Source organism: Rothia nasimurium (genome assembly GCF_928391935.1).
GTDB lineage: Bacteria > Actinomycetota > Actinomycetes > Actinomycetales > Micrococcaceae > Rothia > Rothia nasimurium_D.
Window position 1 is genome coordinate 482,935 of the sequence record NZ_CAKMTD010000001.1, and the last position, 26,730, is coordinate 509,664.

The 26,730-nt window shown below is 58.3% G+C and carries 26 protein-coding genes, 1 pseudogene and 1 riboswitch; of the genes and pseudogenes, 10 read left to right on the top strand and 17 right to left on the bottom strand.

Features of this window, described 5'->3' with window-relative positions:
- Positions 1–70: 70 nt before the first annotated feature.
- From L7A15_RS02185 to L7A15_RS02195, 3 genes are all read right to left on the bottom strand, one after another.
- The gene (locus L7A15_RS02185) at positions 71–2,077 is read right to left on the bottom strand and encodes an alpha/beta hydrolase family protein (RefSeq protein ID WP_237189323.1); all 2,007 of its coding nucleotides are present in this window, start codon (positions 2,075–2,077) and stop codon (positions 71–73) included.
- 68 nt (positions 2,078–2,145) lie between these two features.
- Positions 2,146–2,856, bottom strand: a complete 711-nt coding sequence (locus tag L7A15_RS02190; protein ID WP_237189322.1) for a hypothetical protein — start codon at positions 2,854–2,856, stop codon at positions 2,146–2,148.
- A 110-nt stretch (positions 2,857–2,966) separates the two neighbouring features.
- Positions 2,967–4,220, bottom strand: coding sequence for an IS256 family transposase (locus L7A15_RS02195; protein WP_237189321.1), 1,254 nt, complete (start codon positions 4,218–4,220; stop codon positions 2,967–2,969).
- A gap of 150 nt (positions 4,221–4,370) precedes the next feature.
- On the opposite strand from L7A15_RS02195, the gene L7A15_RS02200 reads away from it, so the two are divergent.
- A complete protein-coding gene (locus L7A15_RS02200; RefSeq protein WP_237189320.1) occupies positions 4,371–5,378 on the top strand; it encodes a serine hydrolase domain-containing protein in 1,008 nt (335 codons plus the stop codon).
- Positions 5,379–5,423: 45 nt separating this feature from the next.
- On the opposite strand, the pseudogene L7A15_RS02205 reads toward L7A15_RS02200, so the two are convergent.
- Positions 5,424–5,738: pseudogene (locus L7A15_RS02205) on the bottom strand (AAA family ATPase); the annotation flags it as partial.
- A gap of 91 nt (positions 5,739–5,829) precedes the next feature.
- On the opposite strand from L7A15_RS02205, the gene L7A15_RS02210 reads away from it, so the two are divergent.
- A complete protein-coding gene (locus tag L7A15_RS02210; protein WP_185174883.1) occupies positions 5,830–6,393 on the top strand; it encodes a hypothetical protein in 564 nt (187 codons plus the stop codon).
- Positions 6,394–6,450: 57 nt separating this feature from the next.
- On the opposite strand, the gene L7A15_RS02215 is transcribed toward L7A15_RS02210, so the two are convergent.
- Positions 6,451–6,708 carry an NUDIX domain-containing protein gene (locus L7A15_RS02215; protein ID WP_237212264.1) on the bottom strand — a complete coding sequence of 86 codons (258 nt, stop codon included), beginning with the start codon at positions 6,706–6,708 and terminating at the stop codon, positions 6,451–6,453.
- Positions 6,709–6,834: 126 nt separating this feature from the next.
- On the opposite strand from L7A15_RS02215, the gene L7A15_RS02220 reads away from it, so the two are divergent.
- The 4 genes from L7A15_RS02220 to L7A15_RS02235 all read left to right on the top strand — a co-directional run bounded on the left by L7A15_RS02220 (position 6,835) and on the right by L7A15_RS02235 (position 11,731).
- Positions 6,835–9,057 carry an NADP-dependent isocitrate dehydrogenase gene (locus L7A15_RS02220; RefSeq protein ID WP_237212265.1) on the top strand — a complete coding sequence of 741 codons (2,223 nt, stop codon included), beginning with the start codon at positions 6,835–6,837 and terminating at the stop codon, positions 9,055–9,057.
- Positions 9,058–9,283: 226 nt separating this feature from the next.
- On the top strand, positions 9,284–10,240 hold the full coding sequence (locus L7A15_RS02225; protein ID WP_237208033.1) for a hypothetical protein: 957 nt from the start codon (positions 9,284–9,286) through the stop codon (positions 10,238–10,240).
- A complete protein-coding gene (locus L7A15_RS02230) occupies positions 10,230–10,877 on the top strand; it encodes a hypothetical protein (protein WP_237212266.1) in 648 nt (215 codons plus the stop codon). Before L7A15_RS02225 ends, L7A15_RS02230 begins: the two co-directional genes overlap by 11 nt.
- A gap of 74 nt (positions 10,878–10,951) precedes the next feature.
- Complete coding sequence (locus tag L7A15_RS02235) at positions 10,952–11,731, top strand: transposase family protein (RefSeq protein ID WP_237212267.1); 780 nt, start codon at positions 10,952–10,954, stop codon at positions 11,729–11,731.
- 295 nt (positions 11,732–12,026) lie between these two features.
- Here the strand turns inward: L7A15_RS02235 and L7A15_RS02240 are convergent, their stop codons facing one another.
- The 3 genes from L7A15_RS02240 to L7A15_RS02250 all read right to left on the bottom strand — a co-directional run bounded on the left by L7A15_RS02240 (position 12,027) and on the right by L7A15_RS02250 (position 14,060).
- Positions 12,027–12,482: a hypothetical protein gene (locus L7A15_RS02240; protein ID WP_237208035.1), complete on the bottom strand. Its 456-nt coding sequence runs from the start codon at positions 12,480–12,482 to the stop codon at positions 12,027–12,029.
- Between the two features lie 14 nt (positions 12,483–12,496).
- Positions 12,497–12,613, bottom strand: a riboswitch (SAM riboswitch).
- Between the two features lie 70 nt (positions 12,614–12,683).
- Positions 12,684–13,349: a hypothetical protein gene (locus tag L7A15_RS02245; protein WP_237208036.1), complete on the bottom strand. Its 666-nt coding sequence runs from the start codon at positions 13,347–13,349 to the stop codon at positions 12,684–12,686.
- 90 nt (positions 13,350–13,439) lie between these two features.
- Positions 13,440–14,060: a thymidine kinase gene (locus tag L7A15_RS02250; RefSeq protein ID WP_237208037.1), complete on the bottom strand. Its 621-nt coding sequence runs from the start codon at positions 14,058–14,060 to the stop codon at positions 13,440–13,442.
- Between the two features lie 183 nt (positions 14,061–14,243).
- Here L7A15_RS02250 and L7A15_RS02255 point away from each other — a divergent pair, with 183 nt between their 5' ends.
- Entirely contained in the window at positions 14,244–15,896 is a 1,653-nt protein-coding gene (locus L7A15_RS02255) for a cation:proton antiporter family protein (protein WP_237208038.1), read from the top strand.
- 96 nt (positions 15,897–15,992) lie between these two features.
- Here L7A15_RS02255 and L7A15_RS02260 read toward each other — a convergent pair whose 3' ends face one another.
- The 3 genes from L7A15_RS02260 to L7A15_RS02270 all read right to left on the bottom strand — a co-directional run bounded on the left by L7A15_RS02260 (position 15,993) and on the right by L7A15_RS02270 (position 18,588).
- Positions 15,993–17,471 (bottom strand): amino acid permease, encoded by a 1,479-nt coding sequence (locus L7A15_RS02260; RefSeq protein ID WP_237208039.1) that lies wholly within the window; start codon positions 17,469–17,471, stop codon positions 15,993–15,995.
- Positions 17,472–17,614: 143 nt separating this feature from the next.
- A complete protein-coding gene (locus L7A15_RS02265; RefSeq protein WP_237208040.1) occupies positions 17,615–18,070 on the bottom strand; it encodes an OsmC family protein in 456 nt (151 codons plus the stop codon).
- An 80-nt stretch (positions 18,071–18,150) separates the two neighbouring features.
- A complete protein-coding gene (locus L7A15_RS02270) occupies positions 18,151–18,588 on the bottom strand; it encodes an Lrp/AsnC family transcriptional regulator (RefSeq protein ID WP_237208041.1) in 438 nt (145 codons plus the stop codon).
- Between the two features lie 81 nt (positions 18,589–18,669).
- On the opposite strand from L7A15_RS02270, the gene L7A15_RS02275 reads away from it, so the two are divergent.
- Both L7A15_RS02275 and L7A15_RS02280 read left to right on the top strand, forming a co-directional pair.
- On the top strand, positions 18,670–19,497 hold the full coding sequence (locus L7A15_RS02275; protein ID WP_237208042.1) for an AzlC family ABC transporter permease: 828 nt from the start codon (positions 18,670–18,672) through the stop codon (positions 19,495–19,497).
- Complete coding sequence (locus tag L7A15_RS02280; RefSeq protein ID WP_237208043.1) at positions 19,490–19,816, top strand: branched-chain amino acid transporter permease; 327 nt, start codon at positions 19,490–19,492, stop codon at positions 19,814–19,816. Before L7A15_RS02275 ends, L7A15_RS02280 begins: the two co-directional genes overlap by 8 nt.
- A 334-nt stretch (positions 19,817–20,150) precedes the next feature.
- Here L7A15_RS02280 and tpx read toward each other — a convergent pair whose 3' ends face one another.
- The gene (gene tpx / locus L7A15_RS02285) at positions 20,151–20,645 is read right to left on the bottom strand and encodes a thiol peroxidase (protein WP_237208044.1); all 495 of its coding nucleotides are present in this window, start codon (positions 20,643–20,645) and stop codon (positions 20,151–20,153) included.
- A 122-nt stretch (positions 20,646–20,767) separates the two neighbouring features.
- On the opposite strand from tpx, the gene L7A15_RS02290 reads away from it, so the two are divergent.
- Entirely contained in the window at positions 20,768–23,143 is a 2,376-nt protein-coding gene (locus L7A15_RS02290) for an ATP-binding cassette domain-containing protein (protein WP_237208045.1), read from the top strand.
- Positions 23,144–23,208: 65 nt separating this feature from the next.
- Here L7A15_RS02290 and L7A15_RS02295 read toward each other — a convergent pair whose 3' ends face one another.
- From L7A15_RS02295 to L7A15_RS02315, 5 genes are all read right to left on the bottom strand, one after another.
- Positions 23,209–23,919: a hypothetical protein gene (locus L7A15_RS02295; protein ID WP_237208046.1), complete on the bottom strand. Its 711-nt coding sequence runs from the start codon at positions 23,917–23,919 to the stop codon at positions 23,209–23,211.
- A gap of 158 nt (positions 23,920–24,077) precedes the next feature.
- Positions 24,078–25,457 carry an MFS transporter gene (locus L7A15_RS02300; RefSeq protein WP_237208047.1) on the bottom strand — a complete coding sequence of 460 codons (1,380 nt, stop codon included), beginning with the start codon at positions 25,455–25,457 and terminating at the stop codon, positions 24,078–24,080.
- A 21-nt stretch (positions 25,458–25,478) separates the two neighbouring features.
- Positions 25,479–25,835 carry a zinc ribbon domain-containing protein YjdM gene (locus L7A15_RS02305; protein WP_237208048.1) on the bottom strand — a complete coding sequence of 119 codons (357 nt, stop codon included), beginning with the start codon at positions 25,833–25,835 and terminating at the stop codon, positions 25,479–25,481.
- Positions 25,836–26,023: 188 nt separating this feature from the next.
- A complete protein-coding gene (locus tag L7A15_RS02310; protein ID WP_237208049.1) occupies positions 26,024–26,383 on the bottom strand; it encodes a HepT-like ribonuclease domain-containing protein in 360 nt (119 codons plus the stop codon).
- Entirely contained in the window at positions 26,383–26,721 is a 339-nt protein-coding gene (locus tag L7A15_RS02315) for a nucleotidyltransferase family protein (protein WP_237208050.1), read from the bottom strand. The genes L7A15_RS02310 and L7A15_RS02315 overlap by 1 nt, the downstream gene beginning before the upstream one ends.
- Between the last annotated feature and the right edge of the window lie 9 nt (positions 26,722–26,730).

A 26,730-nucleotide genomic window follows, 5' to 3' on the forward strand; every position in this document is an offset into this window, starting at 1 on the left:
AAGGACGGCCTCGCCCCCTTTCCCGGCTGAGGAAAGGTGGGCGGGGCCGTCCTCGTCTTTTCTGCGGCACCTAGCCCAGAATCTCAGGGGCCTGGAAGTCCTGACCCAGCAGGTGCTGGTTCAGCCAGGCGGTGAAGACCCGGTACCAGAGGCGGGAGTTGCCGGGCTTAAGGATCCAGTGGCCCTCGTCCGGGAAATAAAGATACTTGTGGCCTAGATCCGGTGAGTGCCGCTGCAGATCTGCCCAGAGGTGGTGGGCCTGGCCGATGGGCACACGGTAGTCCTTATCCCCGTGGATCACCAGCATGGGCGCTGCAATCTCTGCAGCCGTGTGGCAGGGAGAAATCGAATGGCCTTCTCCGCCGTGCTCAATCTTCCACTCGTGCCACATGCCGTTATCTGAGAGGAAGTACATGGTGCCGTAATCCCAGATAGAGGCGTGGGTGACGTAGCACTTGAAGCGGGTTCCGGCCCGGCCTGCTACCCAGTTGGTCATGAAACCGCCGTAGGATCCGCCGGTAAAGGCGGCATTGTTGCCGTCGATATCGGGGCGTTTTGATACTTCTTCTACCACCTGCATGATGTCGGTGTAGGGGGTGCCGCCCAGGTCGTCGCCACCGCGATCGAGCATGTGCTGGCCGTAGCCGGTGGAAATAGCCGGGTCAGGCAGGAGCACGGCGTAGCCTGCTTCGGTAAAGACCCAGGGATTCCAGCGGTAGGTCCAGGAGTTCCAGGAGCCCCAGGGCCCGCCGTGGGCAAAGACCACAAGCGGACGCGGCCCGTCGGCGTCCCCCTCGGGTAGGGCCAGGAAGGAGGTGATTTGGGTACCGTCTTCAGCGGTGGTGGTCAGCCGTTCGAGACGGCCGGGGGCCCGCAACTCCTCGACGGGGGCAGGGATCCGGGTGACCTCGCCGCTGGCCGGGTTAATCCTCACAGGGTAGGCCGAATGCTGGTGGGAGTCAGCCAGGGCAATGAGCGCCCCCTGGTTGTAGGCCAGGGCAGAGAAGTGGGTGGCGCCGTCGTCCACCAGGGCCTGGGCGTCGCCGTCCAGGGTGCCGGTGAAAATTGCCCCGGCACCCCGGTGGTCGGTGGCGAAGGCGAAACGGGTGTCGTCGAGCCAGACAAGGTCCCCAGCCCAGCTGTCGAGTTCAGGGGCCAGGTGGGTGATGGTGCCGGTGTCAAGGGCGTAGTGAGCAGCAGTGACCTTGAGGGACTGGCCGGGCAGCCAGCGTCGGGCCACGGTCAGGGTCAGGCCCAGGCCGCCGGGGGTGAAAGCCCCCGCACTGTAGTCGTGGGTGTCGGTTGCTTCAGCGATCAGGCGGGGCTCAGTCTGCCCGGCCAGGTCCACCAGCCAGGTGGAGTAGCGTTCGTGGATACCGCGCACCTTGGTCTGCATGGTCACAGCTGCCAGGGTGCCAGCCGGGTTGACGGTGAAGCCAGAGATAATGGCGCGGGGGCCACCGGGCAGAGGTAGGCGGGTAGCTTCGGCCTCGCCGTCCTTGACGAAAAGGGCTCGGACGCCGGTGCCCATGTCGTGGTCCCAGAAGCGGGTGGGGAACTCGGTGTAAAGAACCCCGGAGACGCCTGAGCTCTCGCGTTCATCGAGAATTTTTGCCTGCTCTTCGAGGGTGCCCCGGTGGGCCTTGGCGGTGAAGATATACCGGGGCTCTCCGTCACGGTCCCGGACCTCAAGCTGCTCTACTCCCCCGGGCCAGGTAAACACGAGTTCAGGTTCCCCGTGCTCAGGCAGGCGGTAGACGGCCTTGAGGCTCTTGGATTCTGCCTCGTCTACGTCCTTACCTAATCCAAGGTAGAGGGTGCCGCCATCGGTCACGGTGAGGACGGAAGCCCCCGACTCAGGAGCGGTTAGCGGGTAGGCTTTACCCTCCTGGCCTGCGGGAAGGGCCCAGAGGCGGGGGCGCCACTTTGCGCCGTCCTTATTCAGGGTATTGATGGTCAGCACCGGGTCGCCGGTACGGCCTGCAGCCAGCCCGACCATGCGGGGGTGTTCGATGAGCTGCGATAGGTAGGCAGCGTTTTTCTGCTGGTTGTTTTCGCTAGATGTGGTGTCAGTCATAGACTCTACGGTATCACCAGCGCCTGTTGAGGTGATAGCGATTTGCTCTCCCCTTCTTAACATTGCTCCTAGCTGACAGGCAAGCCAGCAAAAGTTCCGTCGTCCATACCTGCACCAAGGTAGGCATCTAGAATCTGCTCAGCGTGGTGCGGGGCAAGAACCCGAATAATAGCCAGAAGGTCTTTTCTTGTGTTCAGGGGTTGCTCTGCTGCCGCCGTCAAAATAGGGGCTTCTTCCGCGGCTGCCGCCCCAAAGATGATGTGCGGTGCACCGTGGATACGGTCACGACAAATACCCAAAGCGGTGTTAAGTGCAAAGAGGTTGCGGCCTTTGATCCCGGCACGAGCGCAGGTCGCCTGATAGCTAAAGCGGCTCTGAAATTCCACCTGCATGTACAGGGTATCTACCAAGTTTTGGAGTTCAGCAACTTTTGCCTCTAGGTCTCGATACTGGGCCACGCTAACCGGGGCGTCCTCAAAATCATCGCCGGTGAGAAGAGGGAAAATATGTTGAGTATTCAGTGGGGCCTGGCTGCTGTGGTCATCGCGCGCAGGGTCGGGGTGAACCCACCGGATTTCCTCAATTTCAGCGCTGGGCGCGGCCTGCTCTAGATCAGCAACACCCCCGGCAGTTACCAAGAGGTAAACATGGGCGCGGACGGTTCGCCCCGTTTCGTTGAGGGCCGTCGCCTGGTAGGTACCCACATTCATCAAGGAATAGCTGTCGAGAACAAGGCCCAGTTCCTCGGCTGTGACTTTGTCCGCTAAAGGGCGTGACATCTTGATCGCTGTGTGGCGCCCTCAGAGTGTCCACTCGTGAGACGCGTCGCCGGTAGGGTGGGTCAAGCCCCTGGTAGTGGTGTAACTGGTTTTTGATCCTTCGTTGGTGGTCAGGCGGGTAGTTGCATCAGTGGGTCGGTGTTCACCTCCGTCTGCGAGCTGGTGTCGGTGGTCAGGGTGAGTCGGCATCTGCTCAGGACTTCGAGGCCGAGGTAGCGACGTCCTTCGGCCCATTCGTCGGTCTGCTCGGCCAGGACGGCGCCGATGAGGCGGACGATGGCGTCGCGGTTGGGGAAGATCCCTACAACGTCGGTGCGGCGGCGGATCTCGCGGTTGAGCCGCTCGGTGGGGTTGTTGGACCAGATCTGCCGCCACACGTCGTCGGGGAACGTGGTGAAGGCGAGCAGGTCCTCTCGAGCGTCACCGAGGTGGTCGGCGACCTCGGGCAGCCGGCCTTCGGTGTACTCCAATAGTCGGTCGAACTGGGCGTTGACGGCGTCTGCGGTGGGCTGGTCATAGACGCTGTGCAGCATGGCCTTCACAGCCGGCCACATGGACTTCGGGCACACCGCCATGAGGTTCGCCGCGTAGTGGGTGCGGCAGCGCTGCCAGGCGGCTCCGGGCAGATTCGCCGAGATCGCATCCACGAGGCCGGCGTGCGCATCAGAGGTCACCAGCCGTACCCCGCCCAGGCCGCGGGCGACCAGGTCGGCGAAGAAGGTGTTCCACGATGCCTTGGTCTCACTGGTCGCCACTTGCATGCCCAGCACCTCGCGGTGCCCGTCGCCGTTGACCCCGGTGGCCAGCAGCACTGAGGCCTTGACGACCTGCTTGTTTTCCCGAACCTTGATCGTCAACGCATCGGCGGTGACGAAAGTGAACGGCCCTGCCTCATCCAGGCGCCGGTGCCGGAACGCGGCGACCTGCTCATCCAGGTCGGCGGCCATGCGGGAGACCTGCGACTTCGACAGTGAGTCGATGCCCAGGGTCTTGACCAGCTTGTCCATGCGGCGGGTGGACACTCCGGCCAGATAGCAATCCGCCACGACGGTGATCAGCGCGGACTCAGCACGCTTGCGGCGCTCGAGCAGCCACTCGGGAAAGTAGCTCCCCGACCGCAGCTTGGGCACCGCCACGTCGACGGTGCCAACCCGCGTATCGAGCGGGCGGTGGCGGTAGCCATTGCGGTAATTCGTGCGCTCGGCAGAATGAGCGTTCCACTCCGCCCCGCAGACGGCATCGGCATCGGCGGACAGCAAGGCGTTGATCATGGTCTGCAACAGCTCGCGCATCAGATCCGGCGACGCGTCGGCGAGGGCTTGGCCAAGAAGGCCGGCAGGGTCGACAATATGAGGTGCGGTCATCGTGATGACTCCATTCGAGGATTCGGTAAGAGGTTGACTCGAAGGATCACACGGTGGCCGCTCTACATCCGTGCACAACACGAATCTGCAGACGATCTCGGCCACCGAGTTACACCACCTTAAGGGGCATTACTGGTAGGGTGAACAGGTATGAAACCCGCCTGTCTCACAAACGCATCAACGACAGACGGTGACACCGCTCTGGCAGGCCTTCTACTCAACTCCTTGCCGCTCAAGCGTCCCGTCTATGCCGCCTGTCTCGCCACAGTCGGCCCGGCAGGCACTCGCATCGCCACGATCGGGTGCGACCTGCAGAAAACGTTCCACATCGGTTCAATCAGCAAAGCCCTCAACGGCTTGATCTACACCGACATGGTGCAGACCAGGCTGATCTCACCGCACGACCGGCTCGAAGACTACCTTCCCCTGGCCGGAACAGCTGCCGGTGAAGCGACTTTGGAGTCCTGTCTGACCCACACCTCAGGACTGCCTGCCACCGGCGGGGGAATCCGCTCAGCAGCCCGAGCGCTCAGTGCTGTACTGACAGGTGGTGATCCACAACCCGAGAACCTCGCCGATCTGATGAACCAACTTCGCCGATCGCGTGTCCGTCATGCCGGGCGCTTCAGCTACTCCAACCTCGCTGCCTCAGCATTGGGCCACGCGTTAGCGGCCGCCGACGGGGCGGACTACCCGACGCTGGTGCGAAACAGGCTGACGATACCGCTGGGGTGTTCACGCCTGCGCGCTCAGCAACCTGCACAGCGAAACCTCCCGCATGACCTCAACGCTGTCACCGTGTGGGGCACTGACCAACTGCCCTGGACCGGGCAAGGCTATGGACCGGCCGGAGCGATCAGGGGAAGCGCCCATGATTTCGCCACGGTCATGTCAACCCTTCTCGCCGATGACTGTGTCTACGAGGATGCTTTCCGAGTGCGCTTCACTGATGACACTAAATCTGTCGCGGCGGGGTGGTTTGTTGAAGACAGATCCGATCGACCCCTGGTGTGGCACAACGGTTACGCCTCCGGATTCGGCGCTCACATGGTGCTGGATCGCCAGCGCCGACGAGGGGCGTTCATCTCGGTGGTCAGCCCGTATCCCGACGCGGACATCGAGCCCGTCGCGATGACAATGCTGGATGCGGCGGTGTAAGCGACATCCTCTGTACGAGGCCACGACGACAGCAGGATGTTCTCGTCAGTGCCCGAGGACCAGGGTGCTGGCAGCAGCCTCAATGACATCGTCGGTGATGGTCTCCAACTCGTTGATCTTCAACACCCGCTTGATCTGGGGGAACAATCGCTCCACTACGCGGAAGTTGCCGCGGGTCAGTCGCTCGATCGCGGCGATGGCTTGCGCATCTGTGAAGTCCTCCGGGTCCAGTTCTCTACCTAGGCGCTTGTAGTGCCGGTTCAGCACGAACAGCAGCTCGTCTTTGCCCAGGGCACGGTAGCGATGAGAGAACCCAAGCCGGCTGAACAGCTGGGGGTAGTGCCGGAAGCGCTGGTCAACGGTTTCTCCGACTAGTGGCGTCATGATCTTCTCGTGTGTGGCAGCAGACCACTTCGAGTGAGGCAGAGGTATCGAAAGGTAGACTGCACGCATGCAGCAGACTCAGCCACACGTCATATGGATCAATGGTACGTTCGGTTCAGGCAAGACAACGGCAGCGAAGTTGTTGGCACAGAAAGTTCCCGGTGCGGTGATCGTGGACCCTGAAGAGATCGGGGCTCTTTTGAGGCCTGTTCTTCAGCCGGTGGTGCCAGTCCAGGACTTCCAGGAGTGGCCCGCGTGGAGGAAACTTGTGGCGTCTACGCTTAACGCTATCCTCCGGGAGTTGCCGGAAGACAGCCCTATGATCATCGTTGTGCCTCAGACTGTGACGGTGGAGGACTATTGGTCGGAGATTACTTCAGACTTTGATCCATCAATCCGACTCACGCCTGTGGTACTGAACATCGACCCGGTAGAACACCGACGCCGCGCAGAAGAAGACACCGAAGAGCCTAATGCTCTGCAATGGCGGCTGAACAATTTCCCAGTCTTTCAACAGTCGGCATGGCTCCAACGCGCGTTTACCGACATCGACGTTTCCTCGTTAACCCAAGAACAGACGGTCGCAGCTATCAGGGCGGTGGCGTTCCCTCCCGACCGTGAAGCCGTGTGAGGGGCAGGGCACGATCGGATACAAAATCTCATGCCCCTTTGTGTAACGCGACCCCGTTTAAGATGACAGCTTTCGGTGCGATGTCGGGCCTGCACGCCACAGAGCGATCGCAGAACCACGCCATTTATCGATCACATTCACATCCTCGGCAGCTTCGCGGCGAGCGGTTTCTTCGGCGGTTTCGCCCGGCTCAGGTTTACCGCCGGGAAGCATGAACCCTGTGGTGCTGCGTTTGCGAACAGTGAGCACCTCACCCAAGGCATTACGAATGACAAGTGCAGAAACAACAATCGGGGCTGAAGTATCGATGCTCATATCAGTAACCCTATCTCAGTAGCCGATTTATCTTGTCACACAGGCACTTCTTATTTAGTGAGCGCTGGCACATCGTTGTATTCTTGGAAATGAAACTGCCCACAAGCGACAAGGGAGACGCCCTTCATGGCAAAGATTATCTACACCCACACCGATGAGGCTCCGCTGCTGGCGACCTACTCCTTCCTACCCATTCTTGAGGCCTATGCTTCAACCGCCGGTGTTGAGGTAGAAACCCGCGACATTTCCCTCTCCGGCCGTATCCTGGCCCAGTTCAGCGATATCCTCCCTGCTGACCAGCAGGTCGCTGACGCCCTGACCGAACTGGGCGAGCTGGCCAAGACCCCCGACGCCAACATCATCAAGCTGCCCAACATCTCAGCGTCCGTGCCCCAGCTCAAGGCCGCTATCGCCGAGCTGCAGGCCAAGGGCTTCGCTATCCCCGACTACCCCGATGAGGTTGTCACCGAAGAAGATAAGGACGTCCGCGCCCGCTACGACCGCGTCAAGGGCTCAGCTGTGAACCCGGTTCTGCGCGAGGGCAACTCAGACCGCCGTGCTCCCCTCTCTGTTAAGAACTACGCCCGCAAGAACCCCCACTCCATGGGCACCTGGTCAGCAGATTCCAAGACCAACGTCGCCACCATGGGCCACGATGACTTCTTCTCTAACGAGAAGTCCGTGATTATTGAGGCTGACGACACCCTGAAGATCCAGCACGTCGGTACCGACGGCACCGTGACCGTCCTCAAGGAATCCGTGCCCGTACTGGCCGGTGAAATCGTCGACGGTACCTACATGAACGTGGCTGAACTCGATAAGTTCCTGGCCGAGCAGGTTGCCCACGCCAAGGCTGAGGGTGTGCTCTTCTCGGTGCATCTGAAGGCCACCATGATGAAGGTGTCTGACCCCATCCTCTTCGGCCGCGTCGTGCGCGCCTACTTCTCCGAGCTTTTTGAGACCTACGGTGAGCAGCTGGATGCTGCCGGTCTGAACGGCAACAACGGCCTGGCCGCTATCATCTCCGGCATTGACACCCTGCCCGAGGATATCCGTGAGGACGTCCGCGAGCTCATCCACAAGGGCCTGCAGGAAGGCCCCGAGCTGGCCTACGTCAACTCTGACAAGGGCATCACCAACCTGCACGTTCCTTCGGACGTCATTGTGGACGCTTCCATGCCTGCGATGATTCGCACCTCCGGTCAGATGTGGGGCGAGTCAGGCCAGCAGGCTGACACCCTGGCCGTCCTGCCCGATTCTTCCTACGCTGGCGTCTACCAGACCGTCATCGAGGACTGCCGCGCCAACGGCGCCTACGACCCCACCACCATGGGCACCGTGCCCAATGTGGGCCTGATGGCGCAGAAGGCTGAGGAGTACGGTTCACACGACAAGACTTTCCAGCTTGAGGCGGACGGTAAGGTTCAGGTGGTGAATTCTGCCGGTGACGTTCTCATTGAACACGAAGTTTCTGCCGGTGATATCTGGCGCGCCTGCCAGACCAAGGACATCCCCGTTCAGGACTGGATCAAGCTGGCCGTCACCCGCGCCCGCGATTCCCAGACCCCCGCTGTCTTCTGGCTCGATAAGAACCGTGCCCACGACGCAAACCTGATTGCCAAGGTCGAGAAGTACCTGCCCGAGCACGATACTGAGGGCCTTGATATTCGAATTCTGGCTCCCGCCGAGGCAACCCAGTTCTCCATCGACCGCATCCGCAAGGGTGAGGACACCATTTCGGTCACCGGTAACGTGCTGCGTGACTACCTGACCGACCTCTTCCCCATCCTGGAATTGGGCACCTCAGCCAAGATGCTGTCCATTGTTCCGCTCATTAACGGTGGTGGCCTCTTTGAGACCGGCGCTGGCGGTTCTGCCCCCAAGCACGTTCAGCAGGTTCTGGAAGAGAACCACCTGCGCTGGGACTCCCTGGGTGAGTTCCTAGCCCTGGCTGCGTCCTTTGAGCACCTGGCAAAGACCACCGGTAATGCTTCTGCCCAGGTTCTGGCTGACACCCTGGATAAGGCGACCGGTACTTTCTTGAACGAGAACAAGTCGCCTTCCCGCCGTGTGGGCGAGATCGATAACCGCGGTTCTCACTTCTACCTGGCGAAGTTCTGGGCTGAGGAGCTGGCTGCTCAGGGTGAGGACGCCGACCTGGCGGCTAAGTTCGCCCCGGTAGCTGAGGCTCTGGCTGCCAACGAGGAAAAGATTGTGGCTGAGCTGCTGGACGCCCAGGGCTCCCCCGCAGATCTGGGCGGCTACTACAAGCCGGAGGACGCCAAGGCATCAGCGGTCATGCGCCCGAGCACCACGCTGAATGAAGTGGTGGATGGGTTGAAGAAGTAATCGCTGGAAGGGCGGAGCCTCAGCTGAGGCTCTGCCCTTCCACGTATGCTCTTCCGTGAAGCTCGTTTCCAGAATATTTTTAGTATGATGATTCAATAATTTCAATTAAAGAAAAATAAGATACACTCACCTATAAACAATGTAAGAAATTACATATAAAATTTCTGGATTTCACCTCTGTAAAAAATTTATTCATTTTTACCAGCAAGACAAGGAGAAACTATCAATGCAAGACTCCCATTTTAGCCCATGGTGGGACCAGACCGGACAGCCGGTAAATGAGAATACAACAACAACCCCAACCTATTCACAATACTATCAAACCTCCCAAGGCTATGGTTCTAGCAACTTTGAACATCATCAAGACCCGACACGGGAAAATAAGATTATTAATTTAAACTTAGAAGAAGCAGAAGAATCTTTTGCCATTGATTTTTACAGCTCAGCTCCAAAGACTTACACCCCAATCGGCCAACTAGTACATGATTTAAAATACCAAAAAGAACTTCACGACAACGAACTAACAAGACTAACAAAGACGATTGCATACATTCTGTTTTATTTCCTTAGCCATAATACTAAAATCTCAAATTTCGATGCAATACTTCCCGTGCCAAGCTACGCAGAAAATCCTAGTCTTCTTAAAAATAAACCAGTCTACAGGGTTGCTGCAGAATTTTCCAAAATTTCATCAATTCAACTCATTGAACAGGGCTTAAAAAAGAATACATCTAAACAAGCAAAAAACAGCAAAATTGACCAAAGCGCGATAAGCTGCACTCGAAACAACCTCCCAGAAAATATTCTTCTTATTGATGACCTATTCCAATCAGGCGACTCAGCAAAATACTCAATAAATGCTATAAAATCACTTAATCCACACTGTAAAATTACATTCATTAGCTTCACAAAAAATAAGCACGGAGGTATACCCAAGCACTATAAAGCTCATCTTGCAAGAAACTCAAAGCGGCGCATCACTAAGTTTGGCAGCGCTTTTTACAGCCTAACAGTGCTAATTGATGGCACACCCAAAAATGTTAATATTTTCGAAAATGCTACTGGATTTAAGATTATCGAAGATCTATATAGAGGAAAGCAATACGACACACAGTTAAATATACAGATGAGCAAGAATGATAAGGGGTATTGGAGCATCAAAGAGGTGTCAATTGACCAATAAAATATTTGTAAGTGGAAGCATATCTGGCCGATTCGGCCTCTTAAAGGATTCTATCCATAAATCCATCAAAAACGCTATGGATAAAGAGATGGAATTTTTAGTCGGAGATGCTCCTGGTGTGGATAAAGAGATACAAAACTACCTCAACAAGAAAGAGTATCAAAATGTTTCAATATACTATGTAGGCGATTCTCCGAGAAACTTTGCAAATCAAAATTGGGATCGACACCAAATTTTTATTGACACAGATAACCCCAAACACTTTAAAAATGGAAAGTTCACAAGGGCTGCACAGATGCTCAAAGATGAAGAAATGTGCAACCATGCAAATTTTGGAATGACAATCTGGCAGGATACAAAATTAAACCGTTTCAACAATATTGAGGTCAGCAAAGGAACTCTCAATAATATGGTTCGAATGCTCAATCGAGAAACCCCTGTTAAATTATTTTATTTACCGAAGCCTGAACTTGGAGAAATTTGGCTTCGATCTCTGCAAGATTTAAATAATTTTATTTTTGAACACTGTAAAGATGAAACAAAAAACTATTTTACAAAAAATTTCACTGTTAAACAGGAAATATATACTCAGGAGTCGCTTTTAGAGGCTTATTCAAAAATCCAACCCACCAACTAGACAACGGCCCCACCACACGGCAACCTAGAGGATAAAACGCCAGTAATATTCTCAGCACCGCACCGGAGGAACCGTTGCACCACCACCGTACCACCGGCCTGACCCCAACCCAATTCGCCACACTGCTCACTGTCCTCAAAAACCACACCACCTGGACACCCATCAACAGAGGTAGACCACCAGCACTAACCCTCGACCAAGCCCTCAAAATCACCCTGCTCTACCACCGCCATAACCTCACCGAAGAACTCCTCGCAGAACTTTTTGCTGTCTCTCAATCGACAGTCTCACGAGCTATCAACACCATCGAAAAGGCCCTGAAGAAGATTCTCACTCCGCTGATTCAGCCTTTGAAAGAAAGCCTTAAAGTACCAGGATCTTTGGTCATCGATGGGACCCTGATACCCACGTGGAATTGGCGTTCACTTGGTAAAACAAATTTCTCTGGAAAGCACAAACGAGCCGGATTCAACCACCAAGTCATCTGCACCCTAGATGGCAGACTCCTAGCCATCACTGACCCGTTGCCTGGGGCTAGGCATGATGCATATGCCTTCAAGGTTCACGGGCTAGATCAGCTGCTGGATTCCTCGACTCTGGCTGATAAGGGCTATGTGGGTCTGGGGTTGGCTACCCCGGCCAGGCGTAAGCCGGGCCAACGGCTGAGCCGGGAGCAGAAGCGGAATAACCGGGTGGTGAATCGGCTACGGTCGGTGGTGGAGCGGGTTATCGCTCACATCAAGACTTGGCGGATTCTTCATACGGGGTTTAGGCGGCCGTTAGGGTTGTATGGGCGGGTGTTTTCGGTGGTGCGGGGGTTGGTGTTTTTGGCTGCGGGTGGGACTTTTGAATAAGCCTCTTAGATTTCTAGTTCTCATGCTTACTAAAGCTATACAGTCTTACCCGCATCAACAGTAGATGCATGGCAATAACAAGTTAAATGAGGACTCTCCAAGACCCTTACTCTCTCCTTGCCTATATGTTGTTTTCGGCAATTACTACATGCCTAAGGACGCCAAGGCATCAGCGGTGATGCGTCAAAGCGCCACGCTGAATGGTGTGATGGAATGGTTGAAGTAACCCCTGAAAAGGCTCCGCAGGTACAACCTGCGGAGCCTTTTCGCATATGGTTTTCGCCTAGATTCTCAGTTAGCGGTTTTGAGCGGTAACGCAAGCAGTCAGGGGCTCAGATGAAAGATGGCTTAAAGAAAAGATCTTGCCATCTCGCAGCCCGAGTAGCTTGTGCTCCTCGTTCCATAGAAGAACGGGGGCACCTGCGTCCTTTCTCTCCCCCGATGCGTCGCGTACCTGGCCGTCCGTCGCGCTAAGAAACTCAAAAAGACGAGTTGAATCATGATTCCAGAAATTCCGGCTCTGTCCGTTGATTTTCAGTTGCACGTGAGTACCGCGAACAGCCATAATCGTAGCTTCCTGCCAGGTCATCTTCGAAGCATTGATGCCAATTGCCGGGACAATTCCATGACCCGCCGAGTGCAAGATACACCGCTGACGAGGCACAGCATTTTCCTGCTGGCTAGCGTGTGAAGAACCTGAAGAAGCTTTTGATGAAGCTGAGAACTTAGAAAAAGGGAAAAGTGAAACCACAGCGAGCCTCCTCATAATCGCGCTTTCACCGAGCCTTGTGGCAGGGTGACCGATTTTCCTTTGAGGGCACCGTCTGCGTCAGGCGGTTGCCAGCCAACAAGTCAAAGGGCTTATCGTTGGTCTTCTGAATCGTGAGAATCAATATACATCAATCTCACAGCGAAACACAACACCCTTTATACGCCATTCACTACTGAGACATCAGAAGGTGGTGTAGCCCTCAGCGCTCATCGTGACACCTCTGCCCGTTGCAGTATTGGAGCAGGTGAGAGCTTCTATCTCCGAAGTGCACTCAACCGTTCCATACTGCACACTGGTGCCATACTCGAGCACCTGGGGAGGGTGCCCTTCTTGCTGGCCCATCATGAAGAACATGGCGTCCCCACGCGGAGCAATCTCGACCTCAGAAACATCATCACCTAGGGCAAAGACCCAGCTTGAGCCAATCCCAGAATCATTAGGATATTTACCCTCATCAAAATAAGACTTCACACCGCAAGTAGCGATACCATCGGTTGCCCAAATATCGCAACCAATATTGCCTGTAGGAGTAGTCAGAATACCGACTTTCCCATCAGCAGCGATCTGCTCAGATACAGGGTAAAAGCGAGTGAGCTCCACTCTGTCATTTTGCACCTGGTTGGGTGATGATAACGATGATGTCGGCGAAACTGCAGAAGTTGGAACGGCCGAAGGATGAGCAGATGGGGAAGAGTTTTCTTCACCAGTGGAGGTAGCAGTCGATGAGGTCGTTGCCTGCTCAGAAATATCGGGTTCTCCCGAGCTTTTAGCCTGGGAGCCTGCACCGCAAGCAACCAGAGAAAGCGCGAGCACAGGTAGCAGTAAAAAAGAGCGAAGCTTCATCATACCTCCTTAAATACAACTTAAAATAAGAATACTTATTATTGAGCTGTCCTTCAAGGGAAATGTATTCGCAGCTACCCGGTGAAGCGGGAGCTACTGGTAGAGTTTGCCGCCCGATTCCTCCAGGTAGCAGGTGGGGCAGAGCGACTCGTAGCCCACGTGCACGCCGTCAATGGCCACCTGGTCACCGGCAAAAACAAACTTTCCATCAACGGTACGGCCGTTAAAGAGCGCCTTCCGTCCGCACCGGCAAATAGTCTTCAGTTCCTCAAGGGTATGGGCGATCTCCAGCAGGCGGGCAGAGCCGGGGAAAGCCCGCGTCCTAAAATCCGTACGAATGCCGTAACACATCACCGGCACGTTCTCTTCTACCGCAATCCGCATGAGATCATCCACCTGCTCAGCGGTCAAAAACTGGGCCTCATCCACCAGCAGGCAAGAGACCGGCAGATGCCAGTGCATGCGGTCGTCATCGGCATTAGGCTCAGCGGCAGCATGGAAGAGCTCGCGCACCGAGTCGTCGGCCCCCACCAAAAAATCGGCCTGACGGGTTACCCCCAGGCGGGACACAATCCCAGTATCACCCTTGGTATCCACTTGCGGCTTGGCCAGCAGCACCCGCTGGCCCCGCTCCTCATAGTTATGGGCAGCCTGCAGCAGCGCAGTAGACTTACCCGAATTCATGGCACCAAAACGGAAATAGAGCTTAGCCACGCGGCCACACCTTTCAACCCAGAACACTTACAAAAAACAAAACCAAACCCCACCATTCTAGCCCGCCCCCACCCCAGCGGGTGAGGGACGTCCGCACCTCGAACGCCACCCGACGGCAACTGAAGATAGCCAGCGCCCAGTAAAATTTTAGAGAAACAACCCAGCCCAACCCCAGGGAGCCCTATGTCCGAATATATCCCCTACCTCCTGGTCCCGGTCCTCTTTGGCCTGCTAGCCAAGATGATCAAGCTCCCACCCCTCCTCGGCTTTCTGGCAGCAGGTATCGCCCTGAACTTCGCTGGCTACGAAGAACTCGGCATCATCACCGAACTCGGGGACCTAGGCGTCACCCTCCTACTATTCACCATTGGCCTCAAGCTGGACGTCCGCCTGCTTCTGCGCCGGGAGGTCTGGCTGACCAGCTCCATCCATATGCTCATCACCACCCTGTGCGGGGCCAGCCTCATCCTCTTCCTCGTCGCCCTCGGCCTGGGCGCCACCGGCACCCTTGACCTCTCCCAGGCAGCAATTCTCGGCTTCGCCCTGAGCTTCTCCTCCACTGTCCTCGTCGTCAAGACCCTGGACGAACGCTCCGACTCCCGCTCCCTCTACGGCCGTACCGCCATCGGCATTCTGGTGATCCAAGACCTCTTCGCCGTGCTCTTCGTCGCCGCCACCGGTGAACACGCCCCCAGCCCCTGGGCCGTCCTGCTCCTACTGCTCATCCCGGCGGCCTGGCTCTTCAAGAAGGGCCTCACCCGCGTCGGTCACGGGGAACTTCTGGTGCTCTACGGAGTGGTTATGGCCTTCGTCCCCGGCTACTGGCTCTTTGACTTCTTCCACGTCAAGGGCGATCTTGGCGCCCTCGTCATGGGTATGTTGCTGGCTAGTCACCCTAAATCCAACGAGCTCTCCCACACCCTGCTCTCCCTCAAGGAGTTCATGCTCATTGGCTTCTTCCTCTCCATCGGGCTCTCAGCCACCCCCACCCTGGACCAGGCACTCTTCGGCTTCATCCTCCTACTCCTGATCCCGATCAACACCGCAGCCTACGCCCTCATTCTGCGCCTGACCGGCCTGACCCCGCGTACCACCATCCTCACCGCCCTGACCCTCTCCAACTTCTCCGAGTTCGCCATCATCCTCGTTGCCATGACCAGCGCCACCGGCCTGGTCGATGAATCCTGGATGGTGACCTTCTCCCTTGCTGTCTCCTTCAGCTTCGTCCTCTCCACCCTGCTCAACATGCGCGGCTCCAAACTGCCCCAGCGCCTGGCCAGCAGAATCCCGGTCGTCCCCGAACACAAAATGCACCCCGAGGAACGGCCCGTCGACTTCGGCGACGCCCAGGCCATCATCATCGGCATGGGCCGCCTGGGTACGGCAGCCTACACCACCCTCACCGAGCGGTATGGGCTCAAGGTCATTGGTATGGACAGCTCCGAGCCCCGCGTCGATACCCTCACCAGTAAGGGCTACCGGGTGGTTGAGGCCGACGCCACCGACCCGGCTTTCTGGCGGCGAGTCACGGCTGCTGAAAAGGTTGAGCTGGTACTCCTGGCCATGCCCGCCCACGGCACCAACGTCGACGCCATGCAGCAGGTTATTGAGGCTGGTTCAGAGGCCGTCATCGGTGTTGTCGCCCAGCACGTCGATGAGCTGCAGGAACTCGACAAGCTGGGAGCCGACTCCGTCATCAACCTCTATTCGGGTGCCGGTGAGACTCTAGCCGATAACGGTTTTGAGGCCATGCAGCGCCGCTTCTACCCCCAGGCAGGTGCCGCCCCGGCCCCCAACCCCCGCACCGGTAGTATCCCGCAGGTTACCCAGGGTTAGGACGCCCCACCCCGCACACCAAGGGCCCGGCCCCTACCATCGAGCAGATGGTAGGGGCCGGGCCCGAGGTCATTGTAGAGGTAGGTCTGGGGCAGTTTACTTGCCGGTGACCTCAAGACCTGACACGTCGACGTCCTTGAGGGGGATGGTCTTGGAGCCGGTGACCAGCTTGTGGGCCAGCCAGACACCGATGATGATGGGCAAGCCGATGTAGGCTGAGACAACCTCAAACCAGTGGCCAGCGAAGACCGCGTTGTAGTTCTGGCCAGCAATCACCAGCAGGCACATCAGCAGGGCGACGATGGGGCCAATCGGGAAGAGGGGAGCCTTGTAGGGCAGGTCGTTCACGTCGTTCCCCTGGGCGATGTAAGCACGGCGGAAGCGGTAGTGGCAGATAGCCACGCCCACCCAGGTGATGAAGCCAGACAGGCCGGAGATGTTGATCAGCCAGGTGTAGGCTGAGCCCTCCCCCACGATAGCTGAGATGAAGCCAAAGAGGCCGATCGCGGCGGTCATGAGCAAGGCGGGCATGGGAATGCCGCGGGAGTTGACACGGGCAAAAATCTTGGGGGCACGGCCTTCCAGAGCCAGCGCATAGAGCATACGGGAGGAGACGTAGAGGCCCGAGTTACCGGCTGAGAGAATCGCGGTCAGAATAACGGCGTTCATGACCGACGCGGCGAAGGCGATACCCAGGTTTTCAAACACCATGGTGAAGGGTGAGTAGGCGATGTCGGTTGCGTCGGAGCGGAGCAGGTTGGGGCTGGTGTAGGGAATCAGGGTACCGATAATAGCAATGGCGCCGATGTAGAAGAGCATGATGCGCCAGAAGACGCTCTTGAGGGCACGGGGCACGTCGCGGCGGGGGTTCTCAGACTCACCAGCGGCCACGCCGATCATTTCGGTGCCCTGGAAGGAGAAACCGGCGACCATGAAAATAGCCAGAATCGAGAGGAAGCCGCCCTTGAAAGGGGCTTCGCCGTCGGTCCAGTTAGCGAAACCGGTGCCGTGGTTGCCCAGAATACCGAAAATCATGGCGACGCCAGCAATGAGGAAGACAATAACGGTGACCACCTTAATGGTCGCCAGCCAGAATTCTGATTCGCCGTAGGAGCGGGCGGAGAGGATATTGATGCCCAGGATAATGGCCAGGAAGACGCCTGCCCAGATCCAGCCGGGGACGTCCGGGAGCCAGTAGGACATGATGACGCCAGCTGCCACCAGTTCGGCAGCGACGGTGATGGCCCAGTTGAACCAGTAGTTCCAGCCCATGGCAAAGCCGAAGGAGTCTGAGACGTAGCGGGAGGCGAAGGTCTGGAAGGAGCCTGCTACGGGCAGGTTAGCTGCCATTTCGCCCAGGGACTGCATGAGCAGCAGGACCATGATGCCGATGAGGGCGTAGGCCAGCAGGGCACCGCCGGGGCCTGCTTCTGCGATGGTGGAGCCAGAGGCAACGAAGAGGCCGGTGCCAATGGCGCCGCCGATGGCGATCATGGAAAGGTGGCGGCTTGCGAGCCCGCGTTTGAGCTCTTCTTTGGTCTGCCCGGTGGGTGCAGACTGCGCTTCAGTAGACATGAAGTGGTTCTACTTTCGGTGGTAATGAGCCCCAACAGTTTTGCTTAAGGGGCGTAAGACAACCTAAAGATTACCACCGGGGGCCGAGCGTCCCACCGGGCGACCAACGTGATTTAGCTTTATCTCTGCTGGGGCAGGAACCGCTAGTGAGCGTCCTTGTTCTCGTTGATAAAGGTAACTGAAGCCCCGTGCTCAACGGTGCGGGAGACGGTGCAGTCCTTTTCAGCTGAGAGTTTGATGAGGCGGTCAACCATGGCCTGGGCTTTTGCGCCATTGTCGGTGGCGGGGAAGCGGACGTTGAAGCTGATTTCAATATCGTCCATGCGGACGGCGCCGTCCTCGTCCTGGCGGATGCCGGAGGCCAGCACCTCAAAGGTTTCGGGTTCTTCCTTGCGGGAGGTGACGACGTCCACGTCGACGGAGGAGCAGCCGGCAATGGCAGCTAGGAGCAGCTCGACGGGGGTGAGCAGGCCCTCCCCCTGGCCGAAGTCCAGGGTTGCGCCCTGGGGGTTGGTGGCCCGGTAGTGCTTGCGGCCGATTCGTTCGACGGTGACGGCGCGGTAGTTGGGGTCCTGGGTGCGGGTGGGGTTCTCGGTCATGGGATACCTTTCTGTGTGGGGTTATTGGCGCGGACGCCGGTAGGTGGGTAACACGCGGGCGGGGTCGTTTTATTTCTACCCTAGGGGGCTTTGAGCAGTTTCATGGTGATACGGGAGTCAATGCGGAGGATGTGTTCGTGGTTCGCGGCAATTTCTGAGTACCAGCGTTCGTAGGCGGCAGAATCCTTGACCCGCACCTTGATGTAGTAGTCAGGCACCCCGAACATGCGCCTAAACTCTATGACCTGGGGGCTGGCTAGGATCATGGACTCAAAGGCGTTGACACTGGCCATATCGTTGCGGGAAAGATCGGCAAAGACTAGCACCTCGAAGCCCTCGTCCATGGCTTCATAGTTAATGCGGGCTGTGTAGCCCTCGATGATTCCGGCTTCTTCGAGGCGACGGACGCGGCGCAGGCAGGGGGCAGGAGTGAGCCCCACCTGGGAGGCTAGTTCCTGGTTGCTGAGGCGGCCGTCCCGAGCAAGCTCGTCAATTATTGCTCTATCTAGTGAGTCCATAGGTCTAATATTGCTCAGATGAGGGGTATTTAGCAAGATTGAGCAAGCACCTTGCCTCTCTTTTTCCCTACACTTAGTCCTATGCACCAGCCTAAGCCCTCCTTATCCCCCGCTTCCCCGGCACCTAGCGTCGGGAGCCGTCCGGACGCAGCCCCCGCAGCTGGACCTGCCTCCCCCATCGAGGGTGGGCACCAGTCCCAGTTCCCCGGGGAAAGCGGCTTCCGGGAGGGCCTGCAGGTTGCCGGGGTGCTCTGCGTCGGCTTTATCGTGATGGGCATGGGCCTGGGCGTCCTGGTGTCTTCGGTTGGTCTGCCCTGGTGGGTGGCCCCGGCCCTCTCAGCGATCGTCTTTGCCGGATCAGTGGAGTTCCTGCTGGTGGGCTTGATTGCCGCCTCAGCCCCACTCACCCTCATCGCCTCAACCACCTTGCTGATGAATGCCCGGCACCTGGTCTACGGAATCTCCTACCCCCTGCAGAACGTCAAGGGGAACCTGGCCAAGGCCCTGGCTGTTTACATGCTCTGCGACGAGGCCTACGCCCTAAATACGGCTCCCGGGTCCCAAAACTTTCGGAGCTCTCGAATCATGACGGTGTCCGTACTACTCTGGGTCTCCTGGTGGGGCGGCTCCACCCTGGGCGCTATTGTGGGTACAGCCTTCCTCTCCCACCTGGAGGGCGTGGACTTCGTCATGACGGGCATGTTCCTGATTCTTTCCATCGACGCCTACCGGGCGGTCAAAGACCGGGTCACCGCTTCCCTTGCGGTAGCCGCCTCGCTGACGGCCATCGTCCTGGCCCCTCATTCCATGCTCCTAGTGTCCCTTCTGACCCTGGTGGCCCTGCTCATCATCCGCCACCTTACCACCGGGCGCACCCAGGCCCCCGCCCAGGAGGTCCCCCATGCCTAGCACCGGCTACATTCTCTCTGCAATCTTCCTGGCCGCCGGTATCACCTTTGCCCTGCGCCTGATTCCCTTCGGCATTAAGTCAGCGCTCAAAGACTCAGTCCTCATAGCTAACCTTGCGGCCTGGCTACCCATGGGCGCCATCATCTGCCTAGGCTTCTATGTGCTAGCAGAGATCGACTACTCCTCCCGTGAGACGGCCCTGCCCTACCTGGCAGGGGCTATCGTGACGGTTGCGACGCACCTGTGGCGCAAGAACCTGGCCCTCTCCCTCATCGCCGGAACCGCCGCCTGCGTCATCCTGGCGAACTGGGTAGTTTAGATAGAGGGGCAGGGACGGGCATATCCTCGCCGATCGACCCTCTCGCAGGCTCGCTGACTGGCTCGCAAGCTCACCAGATTCACACCAAGATTATTTTCCTCGCGCGCTCGGAATCTTGGCGCTCATCGCACTCGATTCACGCCAGACCCATCCAATCGGCTCGTGATATGCCCGTCCCTACCTAGCTGTACCCTGCCTCTGCACACAGCGGTGGGTATATCCCTGAAAGCCTGCTGGCTTGGGGCTGGCATGAATCCCCGCGAGCGCCCCAGCGCGAGCTGGGAGAGGGTCAGCAGGCGGAAGGGATATACCCACCGCGTAAGTGATGTTGGTTTTAGAGAGCTGCGAGCGCTGCCTCGTAGTCGGGTTCGGTGGGGATTTCGTCGACGAGCTGGGTGTGGACGACCTCGCCAGCTGCATTAATAACGACGATGGCGCGGGCCAGTAGGCCTGCTAGGGGGCCGTCGGTCATGGTGACTCCGTAGTCCTTGCCGAAGGTGTCGCGGAAGGCTGAGGCGGTGACGACGTTTTCGATACCTTCAGCGCCGCAGAAGCGGCCCAGGGCGAAGGGGAGGTCGTGGGAGATGCAGATGACCTTGGTGTTGTCTAGGTCGGCGGCTTTCTGGTTGAAGGTGCGGACGGAGGTGGCGCAGACGCCGGTGTCGATGGAGGGGAAGATGTTGAGGACCAGGTTCTGGCCTGCGAAGTCGGTGGAGTTGACGGTTTCTAGGTCAGCGCCAACCAGAGTGAAGGCGGGGGCGGTTGAGCCTACTGCGGGCAGATCGCCGGTGGTGTGGATGTCGGTTCCATTCAAATGTGTAGTAGCCATAACCCCATTGTGTCCCAGCTAACCTGGTGGTGCAAGGTCTTCCTCTCTCAACTTAATGCCCCCTGCCGGGTCTGGCGGTAAACTAGCATTCACATCACTCACAGACTTCAAGGGGATAGATTGTGCCTTCTCAGGCTCTCCACCCGGCTGATACTCACCAGTTGATTCGTATTACCGGTGCCCGCAATAACAACCTGAAAAATGTTTCGGTTGAGATTCCTAAGCGCCGTTTGACGGTTTTTACCGGGGTGTCTGGCTCGGGTAAGTCTTCGCTGGCTTTTGGGGTGGTGGCGGCTGAATCCCAGCGGCTGATTAATGAAACCTATTCGGCTTTCGTCCAGGGTTTTATGCCCCACCAGGATCGCCCCGAGGTGGATTCTATTGAGGGTCTGACCAGCGCGATTATCGTCGACCAGGAGCGTCTGGGTTCTAATCCGCGTTCGACGGTGGGCACTGCCACCGACGCCCTGCCCATGCTCCGTATGCTGTTTGCCCGCGTCGGCACCCCTAATCTGGGCTCCCCCACTGCTTTCTCTTTTAACCAGGCTAGTGTGCAGGCTACCGGGGCCCGGAAGGTGGGCGACGGCAAGGTGGAGCATGTGACCTTCTCGCGGGCGGGTGGCATGTGTAACCGTTGTGAGGGCCTGGGGCGTACCAGCCAGATTGACCTGACCGAGCTCTATGACGAGAACCTGACCATGGAGGACGAGGGCTTCTTCAAGGTCCCCGGTTTCTCCACCAGTGGCTGGTCAGCCCGCCTCTACAAGGAATCTGGCCTCTACCCCACCAATGTTCCTGTCAAGACCTTCACGGAGGAGCAGCTGGCGGACTTCCTCTACAAGGAACCCACCAAGATGAAAATCGCAGGGATCAACATGACCTATGAGGGTCTGGTTCCCCGCATTCAGAAGTCCATGCTCTCCAAGGATAAGGAGGGTATGCAGGCCCATATCCGCACCTTTGTTGACCGGGCGGTTACCTTCATTGCCTGCCCTGACTGCGGCGGCACCCGCCTCTCCCAGGCAGCCCTGGAATCCAAGGTCAACGGAGTGAACATTGCTGAGCTCTGCGACATGCAGGTCACCGATCTTCTGGCCTGGGTACGCGAGCAGAATATCCCCGAGGTCGCTCCCCTCCTTGGGGCCCTAGAACACCTCCTCGACTCTATGGTCACCATCGGCCTCGGTTACATCGCCCTCTCCCGTTCAGCCTCCTCCCTTTCAGGCGGCGAGGCCCAGCGGGCCAAGATGGTGCGTCACCTGGGCTCCCCACTCACCGACGTCACCTACGTCTTTGATGAACCCACCGCGGGCCTGCACCCCCACGATGTGGCCAAGATGAACCAGCTCCTGCTGCGCCTGCGCGACCGGGGCAACACCGTCCTCGTCGTTGAACACAAGCCCGAAACCATCGCCATTGCCGACCACATCATCGACATGGGCCCGGCCGCCGGTTCTGCCGGTGGCACCGTCGTCTATGCCGGGGCCTTTGAGGGGCTGCAGCAGGCAGATACCGTCACCTCCCGCCACTTCTACGACCGGCAGGGGCTTAAGGACGCCGTCCGCCCGGCCATCGGGGCCCTGCAGGTTACCGGCGCCACCCGCAACAACCTCAAGAATGTTTCTGTTGCCGTGCCCACCGGCGTCCTGACCACCGTTACCGGTGTTGCCGGATCTGGTAAGTCCTCCCTAATCATCGAGCTCTTAGAGCAGCACGCGGACAGCGACGATCGCATCATCTACATCGACCAGTCCCCCATCAAGGGCTCCCGCCGCTCCAACCCGGCCACCTACACCGGCCTGCTAGAACCCATCCGCAAGTCCTTCGCCAAGGCCAACGGGGTCAAGCCTGCCCTCTTCTCCGCCAATTCTGAGGGCGCCTGCCCCGAGTGTAAGGGTACCGGCGTGATTGAAACCCAGCTGGGCTTCATGGAGAAATCCACCGCCATCTGCGAGGCCTGTGAGGGTAAGCGGTTCTCCCCCGGCGTGCTCGAATACCGCCTGGGCGACAAGAACATTAGCGACGTTCTGGCCCTCTCAGCCGCTGACGCCCTCGCCTTCTTCAGCGCCAAGGACACCAAGCTGGCCGCAGCCACCAAGATCCTGCAGCGTCTGGTGGATGTGGGGCTGGGTTACATTACCCTCGGCCAGCCCCTCTCCACCCTCTCCGGCGGCGAGCGCCAACGCATCAAACTCGCCACCCACATGGCTGAACCCGGCGGAACCTACATCTTTGATGAGCCCACCACCGGCCTACACCTGGCAGATATCCAGCAGTTCCTTGGCCTGCTCGACCAGCTGGTTGACGCTGGCACCACCGTCATCTGCGTTGAGCACCACCAGGCTGTCATGGCCCACTCCGACCACATCATCGACGTCGGCCCCGCAGCTGGCCACGACGGCGGCACCATCGTCTTTGAAGGAACCCCCGCCGCCCTGGTCACCGCCGGGACCATCACCGGCGAGCACCTGGCGTCCTACCTCAGCTCAGAAAAATAGGCTCACAAGAAGGCCCCCACTCCGTCCAGGGAGTGGGGGCCCTTAGCTCATAGTGGCCTGGCTACTTACCAGGCAAAGGCGATGGAATCCTCAATTTTCTTCATGAACTCGGCGTTCTCTTCTTCAAGCAGAATCGCTGAGTGCATGAGCTCAATACCGTTGCTGTAGGTAAAGAGGTAGCCCGGGTTGCCGCCCGAAGCGAAGCGCACCTGGGTGCGGACTACTTGCACCCCGTCCTCACGGGTGTAGGACTCAGTTGCGCCAACCTCCTTGATTGACCAGGCAGACCGCAGGCGCTCAATCAGCTCCTTCTCGACCTCCTCAGCCTGACGCTGGTCAGGGTTGGCGTAGGGGGTGCCCACCATGAAACGGCCTAGGGCTTCCTCGGCGGTTTCGTAGTGGGTGAACTGGTAAATGAAAATTTCAGGCTGGGAGGGGCTGGCGTCCTGGGTGTAGCCCTCGGGTACGAAGAAGGCGACCCCGTTTTCAGCGAAAGTGGTGCCGGGGAAAGGGTCGGCAGGGGTGGGTTCTTCGGTGGGAGTTTCCTCAGCAGGTGACTCTTCAGTTGCTGGGGTTTCAGTAGCCTCGGGGGCAGGTGCTTCGGTGGTCGGCTCAACAGAAGGGCTAGGAGAAGCGGTAGGGGTTGCTGAGGCAGAAGCAGATACTGAAGCACTTGTGCTGGTTGCTTCTGATGATTCTGCCTGTGGTGAGCCGCCACAGGCAGTCAGCAGGGCCAGGGTAGCTGCCGACATCAGCAGGAGGGGTGTTTTATTCAAGGGGTTTCTCCATTCACAATTCGTATTTCGTCGCGGCTATACATTCTAGGGTTTACGGATTACCCCTGCCCAGGGTTTGGGCTAAAGTGTGGGCAAGGACGCGCCTCTTCCTGTTCTTTGCCCGTCCTGCCCCAGGTTCGGTGGGGGCGGGCTCTTCTTTAAGCCTGGCGGGCTTGGAGGTCGCGTTTAGCCTTGGGGTAGAGCAGGGCCATCATGGTCAGGCCGGTCAGGACGACGGGGATGTGGCTGGCCATGGCCCAGCGGAAGGGTTCGAGGGCGTAGGTATCGGGGGTGCCTGCGCCGAAGCGGTCGAGCACAAGACCGATGAGGAAGATGGAAATCAGGGCCCCGACGAAGCCGCCCATGTTGGCGATACCGGTAGCGATTCCGCGTTGGGTGGGCAGAACATGGGCCCGAACAACTTCAAAGGCGGCCATAGAAATTGGGCCGTTGATTCCTAGGGTAATTGCGCCCAGGTAGAGGGCCCAGAGCGGGGCCTGGCCGGGCCAGAAAAAGATAGCAGACCAGGTAGCCAGGTTCAGAAAGGCGCTGGCCCCGGCGATGTGCACCCGGTAGGGGGCGAAGCGGGCCAGGATGGAGCCGGTGAAGAAACCAGCGATGATGATAGTGGCGATCACGGTGCTCAGGACGCCGGAGGCCTGGGCGGTGCTGTAGCCGAGCCCGCCCGTCATGAAGGGCATACCCCACAGAAGCATGAGGGAGAAGATCATGGAGGCTGTTGAGTAGTGGACCCAGAAGGCCAGGCGTACCCCGGGGTAGGCTAGGGCCTCCCGAATACTCCGGGCGAAACCGGGGCTGCTCTTCTGCTTGCCCGGACGGGCATCTGCCCCGGTGAGGATCGGCAGGGAATCGGTGACCGGGTAGGGGTGGTCGGCCCGGGCTGCGCTCAGGCTTGTCTGGTTGCCGTCCTGCCCCAGATGGCGTCCTTTCCCCATCGTGAAGAGGGAAGCAGCCAGGCTCGGGGTGCTGGGTGAGGACCGCAGGACCGTCAGCGCCAGGGCCAACAGAGTAGCCCCAATGAGGGCGAGGGTGAGGAAGCCGCCTCTCCAGCCGAGCCCGTTCACCAGCAGCACCAGCGGGGTGACGGCCAGCAGCTGGCCCATCTGGCCCACGTTGGCGCTGATTTGGTTGACGACCGGTATTTGCTTGGGCGTGAACCAGTCTGAGATCAGGCGGATCAGGCTCACGAAGATACAGGCGTCGCCGCTACCCACCAGCAGGCGGGCGAGGACGGCGGTGGGCACCGAGTCGCTAACAGCCAGGACGGTTTGCCCCGCAGTCATGAGGGTCAGGCCCGAGGCGATGAGGACGGGGGCGCCCTTCCGGTCGAGGAGGGCTCCGACGGGTATCTGGCAGCTGGCGTAGACCACCAGTTGCAGCACGATGAAGAGGGAGACGACTGTTGCTTCTACCCCGAAGTGGGTTTGGGCGGTAGCTCCTAGGGCTGAGAAGGAGCTTCGGTTCACGATGGAGAAAACGTAGGCGGCGATGGCCACCACCCAAACCAACCATTTCATGGGCTGCTGGCTTTCTGGTGGTTAGGAGTTCTTTTTGACGACGGAGGACTTGAGGTACATTTGGCCGGCGCCGGGTACCTTGGCTTCGATGTCGTGGCCGTTGACGGGGCTTTCCAGGAGGCGGATTCCGCGGACCTTGGTGCCGGCCTTGATGTCGGCGCCGCCCTTGACTTTGAGGCCCTTGGTGATGGTGACGGAGTCGCCGTCTGCCAGGGGGTTGCCGACGGAGTCGAGGATCTGGGTGGGGGTGTCTGCGGTGTCGTCGGCGTCGGTTTCAGCCCATTCGTGGCCGCACATGGGGCAGACCCAGAGGTCCCCCTGCTGGTAGGAGTATTCTTCGGAACAGGCAGGGCAGGCGGGGGCAGCGGTATCAGACATGGGTATCTCCGTCAGTCAAAAAGTGGATTGATCAAACCCTATTATCCCAGATAGAGGCAAGAACCCCGTTATCCTATATTCCCTTACATGAGCATAGGCCCCACCACGAAGACCTGTGCAGAAAAGGAAAACCCTCCCAGCATGCGTCCGTACGCAACCGGGAGGGTTTTGCTCTAAGAGGCTACACGCTAGACGTTGAAGCGGAACTCCACCACGTCGCCGTCCTGCCCAAGAACCTCCAGGCTTTCTAGGCAGTGCTTCAGCGGTGGGAGATAAATCCTAACAACTTCAAAAACCAGCTCAATGTCCACACCAAAATACTCATGAACCAGTATGTTTCGCAGGCCACGAATCTGTGGCCATGGAATCTCTGGATAAGCTTCGGTTAGGGTCTCCGGGAGCGTTTTCACAGCGTCACCGATAACCTGCAGATTCCGTTCAATCGCGTCCTCCCCCATCCTCACGAGACGCGGGTCAGAAGAAATGAGCTGAAGATAGTCCTCGCAGTTACTGATAGCGCGCAAAATATCATCAATGCGCTGGCTCACTAGTCTTGCCATAGAGGAACTGCCTCAGCCAGGGCCTGCTGCGAAACCTGATCTTTAAGGAGCTGTAAAGGAAAAATGTCGACCCTCTGAGTACCCAGAAGGTTACGGGTTTCCTCGATAAGACCCGCTGCCCTCATCAAGACGTTACCATCAGCGGGGTCCATCTCTACCAGAATATCTAAGTCACTTTCTGGGCCAGCAGTACCCCGGGCGACAGACCCAAAAAGCTGGGGATTAGAGGCACCGTAGCGTTCCAGCAGCTCCGTAAACGGCTGCCAGTGGGTTTGAAGTAAAGACCTGCGCTCTAGGCTTTCTCTGCTCAGACTTCTAGTGCTCATACCCACAGT

What these genes read in the sequence shown, in the direction of transcription:
- L7A15_RS02210 (WP_185174883.1), top strand. Translation starts at nt 5,830, where the DNA reads ATGCAGCAGACTCAGCCACACGTCATATGGATCAATGGTACGTTCGGT.
- L7A15_RS02275 (WP_237208042.1), top strand. Translation starts at nt 18,670, where the DNA reads ATGCACCAGCCTAAGCCCTCCTTATCCCCCGCTTCCCCGGCACCTAGC.
- L7A15_RS02270 (WP_237208041.1), bottom strand. Translation starts at nt 18,588, where the DNA reads ATGGACTCACTAGATAGAGCAATAATTGACGAGCTTGCTCGGGACGGC.
- tpx (WP_237208044.1), bottom strand. Translation starts at nt 20,645, where the DNA reads ATGGCTACTACACATTTGAATGGAACCGACATCCACACCACCGGCGAT.
- L7A15_RS02305 (WP_237208048.1), bottom strand. Translation starts at nt 25,835, where the DNA reads ATGTCTGATACCGCTGCCCCCGCCTGCCCTGCCTGTTCCGAAGAATAC.
- L7A15_RS02190 (WP_237189322.1), bottom strand. Translation starts at nt 2,856, where the DNA reads ATGTCACGCCCTTTAGCGGACAAAGTCACAGCCGAGGAACTGGGCCTT.
- L7A15_RS02280 (WP_237208043.1), top strand. Translation starts at nt 19,490, where the DNA reads ATGCCTAGCACCGGCTACATTCTCTCTGCAATCTTCCTGGCCGCCGGT.
- L7A15_RS02260 (WP_237208039.1), bottom strand. Translation starts at nt 17,471, where the DNA reads ATGTCTACTGAAGCGCAGTCTGCACCCACCGGGCAGACCAAAGAAGAG.
- L7A15_RS02315 (WP_237208050.1), bottom strand. Translation starts at nt 26,721, where the DNA reads ATGAGCACTAGAAGTCTGAGCAGAGAAAGCCTAGAGCGCAGGTCTTTA.
- L7A15_RS02300 (WP_237208047.1), bottom strand. Translation starts at nt 25,457, where the DNA reads ATGAAATGGTTGGTTTGGGTGGTGGCCATCGCCGCCTACGTTTTCTCC.
- L7A15_RS02195 (WP_237189321.1), bottom strand. Translation starts at nt 4,220, where the DNA reads ATGACCGCACCTCATATTGTCGACCCTGCCGGCCTTCTTGGCCAAGCC.
- L7A15_RS02265 (WP_237208040.1), bottom strand. Translation starts at nt 18,070, where the DNA reads ATGACCGAGAACCCCACCCGCACCCAGGACCCCAACTACCGCGCCGTC.
- L7A15_RS02255 (WP_237208038.1), top strand. Translation starts at nt 14,244, where the DNA reads ATGTCCGAATATATCCCCTACCTCCTGGTCCCGGTCCTCTTTGGCCTG.
- L7A15_RS02215 (WP_237212264.1), bottom strand. Translation starts at nt 6,708, where the DNA reads ATGAGCATCGATACTTCAGCCCCGATTGTTGTTTCTGCACTTGTCATT.
- L7A15_RS02225 (WP_237208033.1), top strand. Translation starts at nt 9,284, where the DNA reads ATGCAAGACTCCCATTTTAGCCCATGGTGGGACCAGACCGGACAGCCG.
- L7A15_RS02220 (WP_237212265.1), top strand. Translation starts at nt 6,835, where the DNA reads ATGGCAAAGATTATCTACACCCACACCGATGAGGCTCCGCTGCTGGCG.
- L7A15_RS02245 (WP_237208036.1), bottom strand. Translation starts at nt 13,349, where the DNA reads ATGATGAAGCTTCGCTCTTTTTTACTGCTACCTGTGCTCGCGCTTTCT.
- L7A15_RS02185 (WP_237189323.1), bottom strand. Translation starts at nt 2,077, where the DNA reads ATGACTGACACCACATCTAGCGAAAACAACCAGCAGAAAAACGCTGCC.
- L7A15_RS02200 (WP_237189320.1), top strand. Translation starts at nt 4,371, where the DNA reads ATGAAACCCGCCTGTCTCACAAACGCATCAACGACAGACGGTGACACC.